Annotated in this window: 11 protein-coding genes and 1 other RNA gene; 9 read left to right on the top strand and 3 right to left on the bottom strand. The window is 65.6% G+C overall.

All coding sequences use genetic code 11. The features are described from left to right. Positions 1–112 precede the first annotated feature (112 nt). The 9 genes from ACPPVQ_RS08335 (at position 113) to ACPPVQ_RS08295 (ending at position 10,996) form a co-directional block, all read left to right on the top strand. Complete coding sequence (locus tag ACPPVQ_RS08335) at positions 113–1,558, top strand: basic amino acid/polyamine antiporter (RefSeq protein ID WP_426520500.1); 1,446 nt, start codon at positions 113–115, stop codon at positions 1,556–1,558. Positions 1,559–1,578: 20 nt separating this feature from the next. Continuing rightward, positions 1,579–2,835 carry an arginine deiminase gene (locus ACPPVQ_RS08330; RefSeq protein WP_426520498.1) on the top strand — a complete coding sequence of 419 codons (1,257 nt, stop codon included), beginning with the start codon at positions 1,579–1,581 and terminating at the stop codon, positions 2,833–2,835. 180 nt (positions 2,836–3,015) lie between these two features. Further along, positions 3,016–3,171, top strand: coding sequence for a hypothetical protein (locus ACPPVQ_RS08325; protein WP_426520496.1), 156 nt, complete (start codon positions 3,016–3,018; stop codon positions 3,169–3,171). Beyond that, positions 3,168–3,257 (top strand): K(+)-transporting ATPase subunit F, encoded by a 90-nt coding sequence (gene kdpF, locus ACPPVQ_RS08320; protein ID WP_163288934.1) that lies wholly within the window; start codon positions 3,168–3,170, stop codon positions 3,255–3,257. Before ACPPVQ_RS08325 ends, kdpF begins: the two co-directional genes overlap by 4 nt. Then, positions 3,258–4,931 carry a potassium-transporting ATPase subunit KdpA gene (gene kdpA, locus ACPPVQ_RS08315; protein ID WP_426520493.1) on the top strand — a complete coding sequence of 558 codons (1,674 nt, stop codon included), beginning with the start codon at positions 3,258–3,260 and terminating at the stop codon, positions 4,929–4,931. It abuts the gene before it with no gap. A gap of 3 nt (positions 4,932–4,934) precedes the next feature. Then, complete coding sequence (gene kdpB / locus ACPPVQ_RS08310; protein ID WP_426520491.1) at positions 4,935–7,085, top strand: potassium-transporting ATPase subunit KdpB; 2,151 nt, start codon at positions 4,935–4,937, stop codon at positions 7,083–7,085. A 21-nt stretch (positions 7,086–7,106) separates the two neighbouring features. Beyond that, complete coding sequence (gene kdpC, locus ACPPVQ_RS08305; protein WP_426520489.1) at positions 7,107–7,730, top strand: K(+)-transporting ATPase subunit C; 624 nt, start codon at positions 7,107–7,109, stop codon at positions 7,728–7,730. A 10-nt stretch (positions 7,731–7,740) separates the two neighbouring features. Then, positions 7,741–10,308: a DUF4118 domain-containing protein gene (locus ACPPVQ_RS08300; protein ID WP_426520487.1), complete on the top strand. Its 2,568-nt coding sequence runs from the start codon at positions 7,741–7,743 to the stop codon at positions 10,306–10,308. Continuing rightward, the gene (locus ACPPVQ_RS08295; RefSeq protein ID WP_426520485.1) at positions 10,286–10,996 is read left to right on the top strand and encodes a response regulator; all 711 of its coding nucleotides are present in this window, start codon (positions 10,286–10,288) and stop codon (positions 10,994–10,996) included. The genes ACPPVQ_RS08300 and ACPPVQ_RS08295 overlap by 23 nt, the downstream gene beginning before the upstream one ends. An 81-nt stretch (positions 10,997–11,077) precedes the next feature. On the opposite strand, the gene ACPPVQ_RS08290 is transcribed toward ACPPVQ_RS08295, so the two are convergent. The 3 genes from ACPPVQ_RS08290 to ssrA form a co-directional block, all read right to left on the bottom strand. Next, entirely contained in the window at positions 11,078–13,393 is a 2,316-nt protein-coding gene (locus ACPPVQ_RS08290; RefSeq protein ID WP_426520483.1) for a hypothetical protein, read from the bottom strand. A 6-nt stretch (positions 13,394–13,399) separates the two neighbouring features. Continuing rightward, a complete protein-coding gene (locus tag ACPPVQ_RS08285; protein ID WP_426520481.1) occupies positions 13,400–14,041 on the bottom strand; it encodes a peptidoglycan-binding protein in 642 nt (213 codons plus the stop codon). A gap of 269 nt (positions 14,042–14,310) precedes the next feature. Then, positions 14,311–14,706: a transfer-messenger RNA gene (gene ssrA / locus ACPPVQ_RS08280) on the bottom strand. Positions 14,707–14,735 lie beyond the last annotated feature (29 nt).

Here is a 14,735-nt window from a genome sequence, read left to right as displayed (position 1 = left end):
AGCTCCGAGGGGGAGTTAGCTAAGCGCATCGGGCAGCAGCTGACACGCGTCGCTTGCCCTTCGTGCTGCACCAGCATCTCATCGTCTGAAGCACAGACTCGAGGAGGGCAGGATGACCGCAACGCAGGCACCACCCCAACAAGCTCCGACAGTGAAGCTGTCGATGTTGACGATGACCGGCATGGTCGTCGGTTCGATGGTCGGGGCGGGCGTCTTCACCCTTCCGCGGCGGTTCGCGCAGGAGACCGGAGTCGCGGGGTCGTTGATTGCCTGGTCGATCGCTGGCGTCGGGATGCTCATGCTCGCGTTCGTGTTCCAAACACTTGCCAACCGCAAGCCAGAGCTCGACGCAGGCGTCTACGCGTACGCGAAAGCTGGGTTCGGCCAGTTCCTCGGGTTCTATTCCGCGATCGGCTACTGGGCGAGTGCCGCGATGGGACTGGTCTTCTACTGGGTTTTCATCATGTCCACCATCGGTGCTGTCGTTCCCGCACTTGGTGAAGGTGACAGCATCCTCGCAATCGGAATCTCCTCGCTCGGCTTGTGGGGCTTCTTCTTGCTGATCCGGCGGGGCATCAAAGAAGCCGCGGTGATCAACCGGATCGTCACAGTCGCGAAGATCGTCCCGATCATAGTGTTCATCCTGCTCTGCTTGTTCGCGTTGAAGCCGCAAGTGTTCGCCGAGAACTGGGGCGGCGCCGACTATGCAGGCTCGCTCTTCGACCAGGTGACGGGGACGATGCTGGTCACTGTGTTCGTGTTCCTCGGAGTCGAGGGGGCGAGCGTCTACTCACGGCACGCCAAGCGGCGCGCTGACGTCGGCCGAGCGACCATCCTTGGCTTTCTCAGCGTGTTCGCTATTTTCGCCTCGGTCACCATCGTCTCCTACGGGATACTGCCGATGGGTGAGATCGCGAAGCTGAGGCAACCGTCGATGGGTGGGGTGCTCAATGCCGCAGTCGGACCCTGGGGTGCCTGGTTCGTCAGCATAGGGCTCATCGTGTCCGTGCTCGGTGCGTACCTGGCCTGGTCACTGATGGCGGCCGAGGTCCTGTTCGTCGCCGCGAAAGACGACGACATGCCACGCTTCCTGTCCCGCGCCAACAAGGCCGACGTCCCGGTGCCTGCGCTGCTGATGACGGCGATCTTCGTCCAAGTCATCCTGATCATCACCTACTTCTCCCACGACGCGTTCAACCTGGCTCTCGACCTCACCAGCGCGTTGACCCTCATCCCGTTCTTCCTGGTCGCCTGTTACGCGCTGAAACTCGTGATCACGAAGAATACCTACCGGGAGACGCCGCGCGGGTGGGGCCGCGACACGACGATCGGCATCCTGGCGACGGTATACACCGCCTACTTGATCTTCGCGGCAGGTCTGACCTTCGTGCTGCTGTCTTTCATCATTTACGCGCCAGCGACGGTTCTGTTCATCATGGCGCGCCGCGAACAGGGACGGAGAGTCTTCACGGGGCGCGAAGTCATCATCGTCGCCATCGCGATCCTCGGAGCCGTCACCGGAATCGTTGCTTTGGCACTCGGCTGGATCACCATCTGAAAGCACCTCAAGGAGGAACGATGACAGATTCGCCCACCACACCTGTATACGGTGTCCACTCCGAAGTCGGACAGTTGCGCAAAGTCCTGGTGTGCTCGCCGGGGCTTGCGCATCACAGACTCACCCCCACCAACGCGGACGACCTGCTGTTCGACGACGTGATGTGGGTCGACAACGCGATCAAAGATCATGCGGCCTTCGTCGGCGACCTGCGCTCCAATGGGGTCGACGTGGTCGAGCTGCATGAGCTCCTCGCAGAAACGGTCACTGACCCCGACGCGCGGTCGTGGCTGCTGGATCGGAAGATCGTGCCCGGCGAGGTAGGTCTCGGGCTCATGGAAGGCACGCGAGCCTACCTCGAGTCGCTGGCGCCAGCCGATCTCGCCCGGTACCTGATCGGCGGCCTGGCCACCACCGACCTGCCGGAGGACTATCGCACCGACTACCTCGTGCTCGCCCGCGAGTCCACCGGGGTCCGTGAGTACCTCATGCCGCCGCTCCCCAACACCCTTTACACCCGCGATACGACCTGTTGGATCTATGGCGGAGTAACCCTCAACCCGCTTTACTGGCCCGCTCGGCATGACGAGACCCTGCTCATGAAAGCCATCTACTCGTTCCACACCGACTACCGGGATGCCACCGTCTGGTGGGGTGACCCGGAAGCTGACTGGGGCCAGGCCACACTCGAAGGCGGCGACGTGATGCCGGTCGGTAACGGAGTAGTGCTGATCGGGATGAGCGAGCGTACCTCCCGGCACGCCATCACCCAAGCCGCCGCAGCTCTGTTCAAGCAGGACGCAGCCGATCAGGTGATCGTCGCCGGGATGCCGAAGCTGCGTTCCGCGATGCACCTCGACACGGTGTTCACGTTCGCCGACCGGGATATCGTCACGCTCTATCCGAAGATCATGGACGACGTGCACACCTTCACCCTCGTGCCCGAGGCGACGCCGACCGGGGTGCGGGTGATTGACCACGGGAGCACGCCATTCGTCGACGTTGTCGCTGAGGCGCTTGGACTGCCGAAACTACTGGTGATCGAGACGGCCGGCGACAACTACGAGTCGGAACGGCAGCAGTGGGACAGCGGAAACAACGCGGTTGCCCTTCGCCCTGGCGTGGTCTACGCCTACGACCGAAACACGTCAACCAATGGACTGCTTGAGAAGGCAGGCGTTGAGGTCATTCCCATCGTGGGCGCTGAGCTGGGACGCGGCCGCGGCGGCGGGCACTGTATGACCTGCCCGATCATCCGAGACGCGATCGAATACTGAACCGATACGGCTTACGTTCGATCGAGGGCCTCACAACGTTGCTGACGCGTTGTCCCCGCGCCAGGCGCGATACCCGCTTTAACGACTCCGCGATCGGAAAGCGTTAGGACTCCCGGCGGTCGGCGTATGGGTTCCGTGAGGATTGCGCTTCAGCACCCACGGCCCGAGGAGCATGAATCCGTGGTTCTGGCACGCGTCAGTTCCTTCGCCCGTCGATCGACGAGCCTTCAAATGCGGATGGAGACGTTTTCGGTGTTGGACATCGTTTGTGTTGTGGGGATCCTCGCGCTCGCCGCGATCGTGGCCCTGGTCGGCCGGGGGGTGGAGAAGCTGTGATCTTCTTCAACCTGCTCGCGGCGGTCCTCGCCGTCGCTTCGATCGCGTATCTGGTGTACGCCCTGCTGAAGCCGGAGAAGTTCTAGATGACGTTCTGGTTCTTCGTGGCCCAGCTGGCCACGCTCATCCTGCTCCTCGGTCTCTGCTATCGCCCGCTCGGCGACTATATGGCGGTGACGTTCACGAGTGGAAGAGATCTGATGGTCGAGCGTGGATTCTACCGGCTCATCGGTGTCGACTCAGGGGTCGAGCAGAGTTGGCCCGTGTACCTGCGCAGCGTCCTCATCTTTTCTGTGCTCGGCGTGCTCGTCCTCTATGGATTGCAGCGCGCCCAGGCGATTCTGCCGTACTCTCTCGGGCTGCCCGCGGTTCCGGAGGGGCTGTCGTTCAATACCGCGATCTCGTTCGTGACGAACACCAACTGGCAGTCGTACTCACCCGAAACGACGATGGGGTACACCGTACAGATCGCAGGCCTCGCGGTGCAGAACTTCCTGTCGGCAGCTGTGGGCATCGCCGTCGCGATCACGCTCGTCCGCGGGTTTGCCGGCCACCGCTCGGGTACGATCGGCAACTTCTGGGTGGACATGACCCGCGCGATCCTGCGCATCCTGCTTCCGTTATCGGTCGTCTTCGCGATCATCCTGATCGTGGGTGGCGCCGTGCAGAACTTCAACGGCTTCGAGCACGTGACCTCTATAACCGGTGGGACAGTCACGATACCGGGGGGCCCGGTCGCCTCGCAGGAGGCGATCAAGGAACTCGGCACCAATGGTGGCGGTTTCTTCAACGTCAACTCGGCGCACCCGTTCGAGAACCCGACGGCATGGACGAACCTCCTTGAGATCTTCCTTCTGCTGCTCATCCCGTTCGCGCTTCCGCGCACGTTCGGAAAGATGGTAGGCGACAACCGGCAGGGATACGCCATCCTCGGTGCGATGTCGGTCATCTACCTGGTCACCCTGGTCTCGATGACTCTTTTCGAACTGCAGGCCGGAGGAACCGCGACGCAGGCTGCCGGCGCCGCGATGGAAGGCAAGGAACAGCGCTTCGGAATCCTCGGTTCCACGCTGTTCGCCAACTCCACGACGCTGACCTCGACCGGTGCTGTCGATTCGATGCACGACAGCTTCACGCCACTGGGCGGCATGATCGCGATGCTGAACATGATGACTGGCGAGGTCGCGCCCGGCGGTGTCGGGTCCGGGCTCTACGGCATCCTGATCATCGCCGTCATCGCGGTGTTCCTCGCCGGCCTCATGGTCGGTCGCACTCCGGAATACCTCGGCAAGAAGATCGGGTCCCGCGAGATCAAACTCGCGAGCCTCTACATCCTCGCCACGCCGACGCTCGTGCTCCTCGGCACCGGCCTCAGCTTCGCAATTCCCGCCGTCGAGCAGAGCATCGCGAAGGTTTCGATCTGGAACCCCGGACCGCACGGCTTCTCCGAGGTGCTGTACGCGTTCACGTCGGCTGCCAACAACAACGGCTCGGCGTTCGCGGGGCTCTCGGCGAACACCCCGTGGCTGAATGCAGCGCTCGGCGCCGTAATGTTCCTCGGTCGCTTCCTCCCGATCGTGTTCGTCGTGGCGCTCGCCGGCTCACTGGCCGGGCAGGAGAAGGTGCCGGCCACCGCGGGCACATTGCCCACGCACCGCCCGCTGTTCGTCACCCTTGTCGTCGGCACGATCGTCATCGTCGCCGCGCTCACCTATTTCCCCGTTCTCGCGCTGGGTCCCCTGGCGGAAGGGCTTCACTAGACAATGTCCGTATCCACATCCACCGCTTCGCAGAGCGGCCACAAGACCGGCCAGAAGGCGCCCCAGGGCGCGTTCAGTGTCGGGCAGTTGATTGCCGGTGTGCCCGGCGCACTCCGCAAGCTCAACCCGATGGACATGTGGCACAACCCCGTCATGTTCATCGTGGAGATCGGTGCAGCTCTCACCACCCTGCTCGCCATCGCGCAGCCCTTCCTTGGCCCGCAGACCTCCGGTGGGTCACCCGTCACACTCGCCTTCACCTGGGCCATCGCCGTCTGGTTGTGGCTGACCGTGCTCTTCGCGACGCTGGCCGAGTCGGTCGCGGAAGGCCGCGGCAAGGCCCAGGCCGCCAGCCTGCGCAAAACTCGCACGACCACCATCGCCAACCGCGTCTCGGACTACGACGAGAAAACGGATGCGGACGCCGCGAGCGCACAGGTCGTCCAGGTCGCCTCGGCGGACCTCCGCCTCGGTGACGTCGTCATCGTCACCGCAGGGGAACTGATCCCGGGCGACGGCGACATCATCCGTGGCATCGCCTCCGTGGACGAGTCGGCGATCACCGGTGAGTCGGCCCCGGTCGTCCGCGAATCCGGCGGCGACCGGAGCGCCGTGACAGGTGGCACGCGGGTGCTCTCCGACCGGATCATCGTGCGCATCACCAGCAAGCCGGGTGAGACTTTTGTCGACCGGATGATCAGACTGGTCGAGGGGGCGGCCCGGCAGAAGACGCCGAACGAGATCGCGCTGAACATCCTGCTCGCTGCGCTGACGATCATCTTCGTCGTCGTCGTGCTCGTGCTCGGCCCGACCGCCGCCTTCGCGAATGCCGCACCAGGGGTGACGGTGCTCGTCGCTCTGCTTGTCTGCCTGATCCCGACCACGATCGGCGCTCTCCTCTCGGCGATCGGCATCGCCGGCATGGACCGGCTCGTCCAACACAACGTGCTCGCCATGTCGGGCCGAGCGGTCGAAGCGGCAGGCGACGTCACAACCCTCCTCCTGGACAAGACCGGAACGATCACCTATGGCAACCGCCAGGCGGCCGAGTTCACCCCGGTCTACGGCGTCGAACAGTTTGACCTCGTGAAGGCGGCCGCGCTGGCCTCGCTGAGTGATCCGACGCCAGAGGGCTCATCGGTTGTCGCTCTGGCAGAGACGCAGGGGTTCGTCGACGCCGGCACCGTGGATGGCGACGTCGTCCCGTTCACGGCGCAGACCCGAATGAGCGGGGTCGATTTCACCGACGGCAGTCAGGTCCGCAAGGGGGCGGCGTCCATGCTCGTCGCCTGGGCCCAGGAATCGGGGCCGATCGCCCCCGCTGTCCTCGAGGACCTCGACAACAAAGTGGCCGACATTTCCCGCGCCGGCGGCACGCCGCTCGCAGTCGCAACGAAGTCGTCGACCGGAGGGGCGACCATCCTCGGGGTGATCTATCTCAAGGACATCGTCAAGACGGGGCTGGCCGAGCGGTTCGCCGACATGCGTCGGATGGGCATCCGCACGGTCATGATCACCGGCGACAACCCGATCACCGCGCACGCGATCGCCAGGGAAGCGGGGGTCGACGACTTCCTGGCCGAGGCGACGCCCGAAGACAAGCTCGCTCTGATCAGGAAAGAGCAGGAGGGCGGAAGCCTTGTCGCGATGACCGGTGACGGTACTAACGACGCTCCGGCGCTCGCCCAGGCGGATGTCGGCGTGGCGATGAACACCGGCACGTCGGCCGCGAAGGAGGCCGGCAACATGGTGGACCTGGACTCCGACCCCACGAAGCTCATCGACATCGTGAGCATCGGCAAGCAGCTTCTCATCACGCGGGGGGCGCTCACGACATTCTCGATCGCGAACGACGTCGCCAAGTACTTCGCGATCATCCCGGCAATGTTCGTGGGAGTCTTCCCTGGGCTTCAGGCGATCAACATCATGCAGCTGCACTCCCCGTCATCGGCGATCCTGTCGGCGATCATCTTCAACGCCCTCATCATCGTGATCCTGATCCCGCTCGCCCTTCGCGGTGTGCGGTACCGACCGGCCTCCGCGTCCGTGCTCCTGCGAAGCAACCTGCTCATCTACGGCCTGGGCGGAATCATCGCCCCCTTCATCGGAATCAAACTGATCGACCTCATCCTCAGCCTGATTCCCGGATTCTAGAAAACGGAACGGACACACAACATGAACGCGTCACTACGCGGAACGGGTCGGCAGTTCTGGGTCGCCGTGCGCGCCCTGCTCATCCTCACCGTCGCCCTCGGCGTCGTCTACCCGCTCGTCATCACGGCGGTCGGGCAACTTGCTCTGCCGGCGCAGGCCAACGGTTCGCCGATCACTTACCAGGGAAAGGTCGTCGGATCGAGCCTGATCGGGCAGTCATTCACCGACAAGAAGGGCAACCCGCTGCCGCAGTGGTTCCAGGCGCGGCCCTCCGCAGCGGGCACCGGATATGACGCCGGCGCATCCAGCGGAAGCAACCTCGGGCCGAACAACCCCGACCTGGTGAAGGCCATCGTGGAGCGCAAAGCCACGATCGAGAAGGTCGACGGCGCAAGCGCCGCCCGGATCCCCGCGGACGCTGTGACCGCATCCGGTTCGGGGCTCGACCCGCACATCTCGCCCGCGTATGCGCTGCTCCAGGCCGATGCCGTTGCCACGGCCCGTGGCATCAGTGCCGCGTCCGTCCGTAAGCTGATTCACGAGCACACGCAGCAGCGCGATCTCGGCTTCCTCGGCGAGCCGACCGTGAATGTTCTCGAGCTCAACATCGCGCTGGCGACGATGAACCCCGCCGGCAGCAAATAGGAGAGACCTCATGACGACGCGCGGCCGACTCCGGGTGCTCCTCGGGGCAGCCCCCGGCGTCGGTAAGACGTACCTGATGCTCGAAGAAGGGCATCGCTTGCGTGACCTCGGCAAGGATGTCGCCGTCGCCGTCGTCGAGACCCATGATCGCGAGGCGACAGCGTCGCTCCTCGACGGCTTGGAAGTGATTCCACGCACGACCGTCGAGCACCGTGGCATCACGCTGACCGAGATGGATCTCGACGCCGTGCTCGCCAGGCACCCGCAGCTCGCGCTGGTCGATGAGCTCGCGCACACCAACGCGCCCGGCTCGCTCAACGAGAAACGCTGGCAGGACGTCGAGGCCATCCTCGCCGCCGGGATCGACGTGATCTCGACGGTGAACATTCAACACATCGAATCGCTGAACGACGTCGTGGAGCAGATCACGGGCGCCGCACAACGCGAGACGATCCCCGACTCCATCGTGCGGAGCGCCACCCAGATCGAGGTCGTCGACCTGGCACCCCAGTCGTTGAGGGATCGCCTCGCCGATGGACACGTCTACCCCGCCACCCGCATCGACGCCGCACTCTCCAACTACTTCCGGCTCGGCAACCTCACTGCCCTGCGCGAACTCACACTCCTCTGGCTCGCCGACGAAGTCGACAGCTCGCTGCAGCAGTACCGGGCGGAGCACGGAATCGAACAGAAGTGGGAGGCCCGGGAGCGCGTCGTCGTAGCGCTCACCGGGGGCAGCGAAGGAGAGACGCTCCTGCGCCGGGGGGCCCGCGTGGCCGCACGGTCCGGAGCGGGCGAACTCCTCGCCGTCCACGTCGTCAGCCAGGACGGGCTCCGCGAAAGCGATCCGGCGGCCCTCCTCGCCCAGCGCAGACTCGTCGAGGAGCTCGGCGGCAGCTACCACCAGGTCGTCGGCACCGACATCCCCGAGGCGCTTGTCGCGTTCGCCCGCGCGAGCAACGCCACCCAGCTCGTCATCGGCGTCTCTCGGCGCAACCGGATCGCCGCGCTGCTGAGCGGCTCCGGAGTCGGCTCGACGGTCGTCCGCGAATCCGGCGACATCGACGTCCACATCGTCACCCACGCCGCCGCCGGCGGCCGGAGCCTGCCGCGACTCAGTCGCCGGGGAGCACTGAGCGCCCGTCGGCGCATCTCCGGATTCGTGCTCGCCTTGGTGGCCGGCCCGCTGCTGACGTTGGCGTTGCTTTCCATCCGGCAGGCGGACGCATTGACGGCGGAGGCGCTCGCCTACCAGCTCCTCGTCGTCGTCGTGGCGCTCGTCGGCGGCATCTGGCCGGCACTGTTCGCCGCTGTCCTCTCCGGGCTCACCCTCGACTTCGTCTTCGTCAGCCCCTACAACACACTCACCATCCAGCAGCCGACCCACCTTCTCGCGCTCGGCCTGTATGTCATCATCGCGGTGCTCGTCAGTCTCGTCGTCGACCAGGCGGCACGTCGTACTCGGGCAGCCGCCCGGGCGGCCGCAGAGGCGGAACTGCTGGCGAACGTCGCCGGCGGGGTCATCCGTGGCTCCGACGCAGCGGAGGCGCTGGTCTCCCGGACGCGGGAAGCCTTCGCCCTGCAGGGAGTTCGACTGGTCGTCGACGACGAGGTCGCCGTCACAGACGGGGACATCGATGAGACGACGCAGCCGACGGTCATCCCGGTCGGGTCACGGGGTGTCCTCGAACTGTACGGAGGCGACCTGCAGGCCGCCGACAGACGCCTTCTCAATGTCATCGTCGCCCAGGTCGAAGCCGCCCTCGAGCACGCGGATCTCAGTACGGTCGCACAGGAAGTGGGCCCGCTTGAGGCCACAGACCGCGTCAGGACCGCCCTCCTCGCAGCGGTCGGTCACGACCTGAGACGCCCGCTCGCTGCCGCGACCGCCGCGGTTACCAGCCTCCGCTCGAGGGACACGAAGCTCTCAGGGCCCGACCAGGAGGAACTGCTGGAAACGGCTGAGGACAGCCTCAACAATCTCGCCTCGCTGCTGACCAATCTGCTCGACGTCAGCCGGGTGCAGTCGGGTGTGCTCGCCGTCTACCTGGACGTGCTGGATGTCGCCGACGTGATCCCGCCCGTGCTCGACGAACTGAAGATCGAACCAGGTCAGGTCAGTGTCGACATTCCGAGCGAGCTGCCCCCGGTGCGGGCCGACGCCGTTCTTCTGCAGCGAGCGATGGTCAATCTTCTTTCCAATGCACTCCGCTACTCGCCCTCCGACCGGCCGCCCCGCATCAGTGCGAGCACTTTCGGGGGCAAGATCGAGATCCGAGTCACCGATTTCGGGCCGGGCGTCCCCGACGACCGGAAGGATGAGATCTTCCACCCCTTCCAGCGGATGGGCGACACCGACAACACGGCGGGGATCGGCTTGGGCCTCGCCCTGACCAAAGGCTTCGTCGAGGGCATGGGCGGCGCTCTCGTCGCCGAGGACACCCCCGCCGGGGGACTGACGATGGTGCTCTCTCTGCCCATCGCAGCTGCAGCACAGGCATTCTATGAAGGCGACGAATCCGCTACGCCGGACGCCGTCGCAGAAAGGGGCGCCGGTGAAGATCATCGTCGCGGATGACGACCCCCAGATGCTCGGCGCGCTGCGAATCATCCTCCGCGCCCACGGCTACGAACCGCTCGTCGCCCGCGACGGCAAAGAGGCACTCGACCTGGTGGCCTCTGAACGCCCCGATCTGCTCGTTCTCGACCTCGGAATGCCTCGACTGAACGGGCTAGAAGTCATCATCGCGGTGCGCGGCTGGAGCACCCTGCCCATCCTGGTCGTCTCCGGCAGATCGGATGCAGCCGACAAGGTCGAGGCGCTCGACGCCGGCGCCGACGACTACGTGTCCAAACCGTTCGCCACGGATGAACTCCTCGCTCGCATCCGCGCCCTCACCCGCCGAAGCTCCGGCTCCGCAGACGCGCCGGTCATCCGTTTCGCCGATGTCACCGTCGACCTCGGCGACAAGGTCGTGACCATACGACGCGGCGAGAAATCCGAGCCGGTGCGGCTCACGCCGACCGAGTGGCAGATCCTGGAACTGCTGCTGCGCAACCCGCGCAGACTCATCACCCAACGCACGATGCTCACCGAGTTACGTGGACCGCAGCACATGAGCGACACCGGCTACCTCCGTCTCTACATCGCACAACTGCGAAAGAAACTCGAGCCCGACCCCAGCCGGCCCCGGTACATCCTGACCGAACCAGGAATGGGCTACCGCTTCCAGCCCGACGAGCAACCCAAGACCCACAGCGAGTGACGAATTCGCCGCCGCCCGCGGCGGAGCTTATACTTCGGCGGCCTCGCGAAATATCACCGGTGCCCCAGGCACTCTCTCACATCATGGTGTCGCAATCGGTGTGGGGGTGGGCGTCGACTGGTCAGGTGTAGGAGTCGGTGCGCCTGTCGGCACCTGAGTCGGAGAGCCTGTCGATGGGGGCGCACCGGGCTGGTCTGTGGCACCAGTCGAACTACCTTCCGTCCCCGGAGCACTGGACGGGGCGGTCGTCGGTGCCGGGACCGGACCCGGGGTCTGCGTGGACGTCGACGACGTCGCCCCTCCCGGGCTCACGGCGGAGTCGGCCTTCACCACATCCTTGATCTGCTGCTCGAGGTCCAGCAGCCGTGCCTGCACTTCTGACAGCGGCAGACCCTGAAGGTTCTCGGAGAACGTTACGATCTGCGCCCACAGGCGACTCAGCTGCGTCATCCCGTCCGCGCTGAGCGGGCCGTTCAGTGTGAGGACGAGCTGGTGGGCGATGGCTGCGGTGAGGCAGTCGACGCATCCGTAGTTCACGGCCTCGGAGAGGTTCTGGGGGACGACCACGCGTGACTCCCCGACGATCAGAACGACCTGGAAGGCGACTGCGACGGTTGTGCATCCCTTGCAGCTGGCGAACGCGTAGGCGGAGTTCGTGTTCAGGGCCGCGCTGCCGCCGTCTACCCAGACGAGAGCGAACGCCACGTCGTAGAGCACCGATCCGTTGGCGGTGTTGACCGCGAGGGCCTGGTTGTCACCGGGCTTCGGTGGCAGCGGCTTGGAGAACGGGAACACCCACGACGGCGCATGACCGTCTCGCGGGACGAGCACCATGGCGAGCTGCGGATGGTCAGGGGTCGGTCGCTCGGTTCCGGCAGGCCAGATGGTTCGCACCTGCCCGGCGGATCCCGCGGTCAGGTGGCCCGGGCGGGCGGCGACGGGCGAGATCACATCCGAAATCGTGCCCCGTTCGTAGGCCTGGATCGGACGGTAGGTCTGCGGCGCCGGCCACCAGGCCCACGCCAGGCCACCGATGAGTGCGAGAACGAGAGCGGCAGCGACGGCGCGACGTCCGGGGCGCTGTCGCGTTTTGGTCCACAGTGCGACAAGGCTGGTCTTAGCCAGTCGGATGAGGATGTAGAGGGTCGCCAGGATGGGGACGGCCGTCGCCAGCATCAGTGCGACTTGAGCGAGTACGGCCGTCACGTCGCCGCGTGCGGCCTCCTGGCCGAGAGCCTGGCCGCGCTCGCCGAGCGCGACGGCCGCTGTCGCGATCACCCGAGGGAGGGTCAGCACCATCATCGTCAGCGAGAAGAGGAGCAGTGGGACGACGACGAGGACCCAGGCGCAGACGAGCGCCCGCGCCCACGGCTTCAGCGTGCGGGACGCGGGACGACCCCACCGCCAGGGAAGAAGCCCGGCCAGCGTGGGGCCGATGCGCTGGAAGAGGTCCGGGACACCGGTGATGTCGGCCAGCACATGGTAGCCGTCGAACCGCACCATCGGGATGAGCTGGTGGACCATCTGCAGCAGCTGGGTAAGGACCACCAGCAGGAGGGCGTCGTAGTGGGTTCCCCACCAGACGCCGACGATCACGACGGCGACGATCGCGTTGAAGTAGAGGCCGCCGAGGTCGGTGCGGATCCGTCCTGCCCGCCCCAGGCGGTACGAGTCGGTGACGTCGGTGAAGAAGGCCGGCCAGAGCAGGTACAGACCCATGCCCATCCGGCCGGGCGTCGCGCCCCCGTAGCGCGCGGCCGCCGCGTGCCCGAACTCATGGAATCCTGCCGAGAGCACGGTGACAGCGACGATCAGCAGAAGCACGCCCGGGTCCTGGAATGCGTGAGCGGTCGCCGCCGCGAGGCCCTCCACCATCAGCAGCCACCAGCACGCCGCCAGGAAGACGCAGACCACCAGGATCACGACGAACGGGTTGAACAGCAGCGCGAACGGAGCGGTGAGCCGGCGTGTGACGTCCGGATTCGTGATCTCCTTGCGCAGGCGAAGCGCCAGCAGGGGGTCGGAACGCTTGACTTCGGGCTCGGATCCGTCCGGCTGGGTGAGCAGACCGAGCGGGCGCAGCGACGAGTCCACGAGGGACGATACGTCCTGCGCCCGCACGAGGCGTCCCGTGCTCTCGGTCGCTCGGGCGGCGATCTCGGGCAGGGTGCGTTCGCCGTCCACCGCATCCAGGATGGCGTACAGCAGCGGGGTCAACTGCAGCGTCTGCCCGTCACTCCGGCGCACCAGGGAGGGCGGCACCCGGTAGCCCGAGCCGCGCATCGCGCCGATCAGCTCGATGCCCTGCGCCCGTGACGGGATGGCCGCTGCCGGCTCGGCGACGCCAGCCGCCGGAGCGTCCTGCTCCGGCGGCGGCCGGTTCGGTGTGATGGTCACCGCGCGTTACTGCTGAATGCTGGACTGCTGGCCGGCCGTGGCGTCCGCGGATCCGGTGATGCTCTGGTCGATGGCCGCATCCTGGTGCGAAACCGCGGCGGCTTGGCTGTCGATCGTGCCGATGTTGGCGGCGACGCTGGCGTCGATGGGCGCTGCGACGTTCGCGTTCGCCGCGACCGCACCGTTGATCGGTGCTGCAATGTGGGCGTTGGCCGCGGCGTTGACGTCGACGTTCAGCAGATTGCCGTCCGTGATCGAGCCCGGGGTCGCGGTGGGTGCGGGAGCCGGAGCCGGAGCAGGCGTGCCGGTGTCGGCGGCAGGGGCCATGGTGCTCGCCTGCTGCGAGTTCGCCACCGCATCCGCGGCGATGCCCTGGTGGATGCCGGCGCTCTGATCGGCGCCCGCGACAGCCGTGGATCCCGCCGACAGCACGTTGGCACCGGCCGACGCCTCGATCGGAGCCGCGACATTCGCGTTGGCGGCGACGCCGAGGTCGACCGGAGCGGCCAGTCCAAGACCGATGTTGAGGTCCGCGTTCAAGTCGAGGATGGACGCGACCTCCTTGTCGGGAAGCGCTGTCACTCCTTCGGCGGCCAACTCCTCGGCCGACAGCGGCTCCAGGTTGTCGCGATTCTGTTCGTCGTTCACTGAAGACTCCGATCTTGCGCGCGAGCGCCTTGGGCGAGCCCGGAGCACGGGGGCTCCGGGCGATTTCGTCGCCAACGTACACCTCCACGCCATGCGCGCAAGACGTGGGGTTCTAATCTGCGGGAACCGAAATGCTATGGGCGTCTGGAGCGTGGACGAAGCACACGGGTGCTTGGGCAAGACAAAACTGGGGCCTCCTCCGCAAGCGGAAAAGGCCCCAACTCCCGCGGAATTCCGCGGATCTCAAACAACGCGTGACAGCGACCGAATGGTGGAGATGGGGGGAATTGAACCCCCGTCCACTGCTGTGGTCATGTGCCTTCTACGGGCATATCCAATGGAAACGTTCTACTCGGCTCTGGAATTTGCCATTGGCAGCTAAACCAACGAGCCCAGTCTCAGTTGAAGTCCCTCTGTGCCCTCAGACGAAACACAGAAGCAATCTCTCTAAATAACGCCAGGATCCAGGTAGAGAGCATTCCCGGTCTGACGGTCTCTATAAGTTGCCGGAGGGTAACTTACGCCGCGAGGGCGAAGTCTGCCTTGGCAGAGACAGTGCTGTTTGAATTGGCACTTATTGTTTGCAGAGGTCGTTAACGAGATAACCCTGCATCCTCGACCCGCTTCTCACAATTGCGCAGGCAATGTCGAAACCGATCATCCCCATGCACGGCTTGTTCAAGCCGGGTCACTG

It is taken from the genome of Leifsonia sp. McL0618 (assembly GCF_049994905.1).
Taxonomy (GTDB): domain Bacteria; phylum Actinomycetota; class Actinomycetes; order Actinomycetales; family Microbacteriaceae; genus Diaminobutyricibacter.
Note: the sequence above shows the minus strand (reverse complement) of the source record. Positions and strands in the feature narration are given on the sequence as shown.

Bases quoted from the DNA above. Each gene is read 5' to 3' on its own strand.
- ACPPVQ_RS08300 (WP_426520487.1), top strand. From the start codon at position 7,741: ATGACGACGCGCGGCCGACTCCGGGTGCTCCTCGGGGCAGCCCCCGGC.
- kdpC (WP_426520489.1), top strand. From the start codon at position 7,107: ATGAACGCGTCACTACGCGGAACGGGTCGGCAGTTCTGGGTCGCCGTG.
- ACPPVQ_RS08330 (WP_426520498.1), top strand. From the start codon at position 1,579: ATGACAGATTCGCCCACCACACCTGTATACGGTGTCCACTCCGAAGTC.
- ACPPVQ_RS08335 (WP_426520500.1), top strand. From the start codon at position 113: ATGACCGCAACGCAGGCACCACCCCAACAAGCTCCGACAGTGAAGCTG.
- kdpB (WP_426520491.1), top strand. From the start codon at position 4,935: ATGTCCGTATCCACATCCACCGCTTCGCAGAGCGGCCACAAGACCGGC.
- kdpA (WP_426520493.1), top strand. From the start codon at position 3,258: ATGACGTTCTGGTTCTTCGTGGCCCAGCTGGCCACGCTCATCCTGCTC.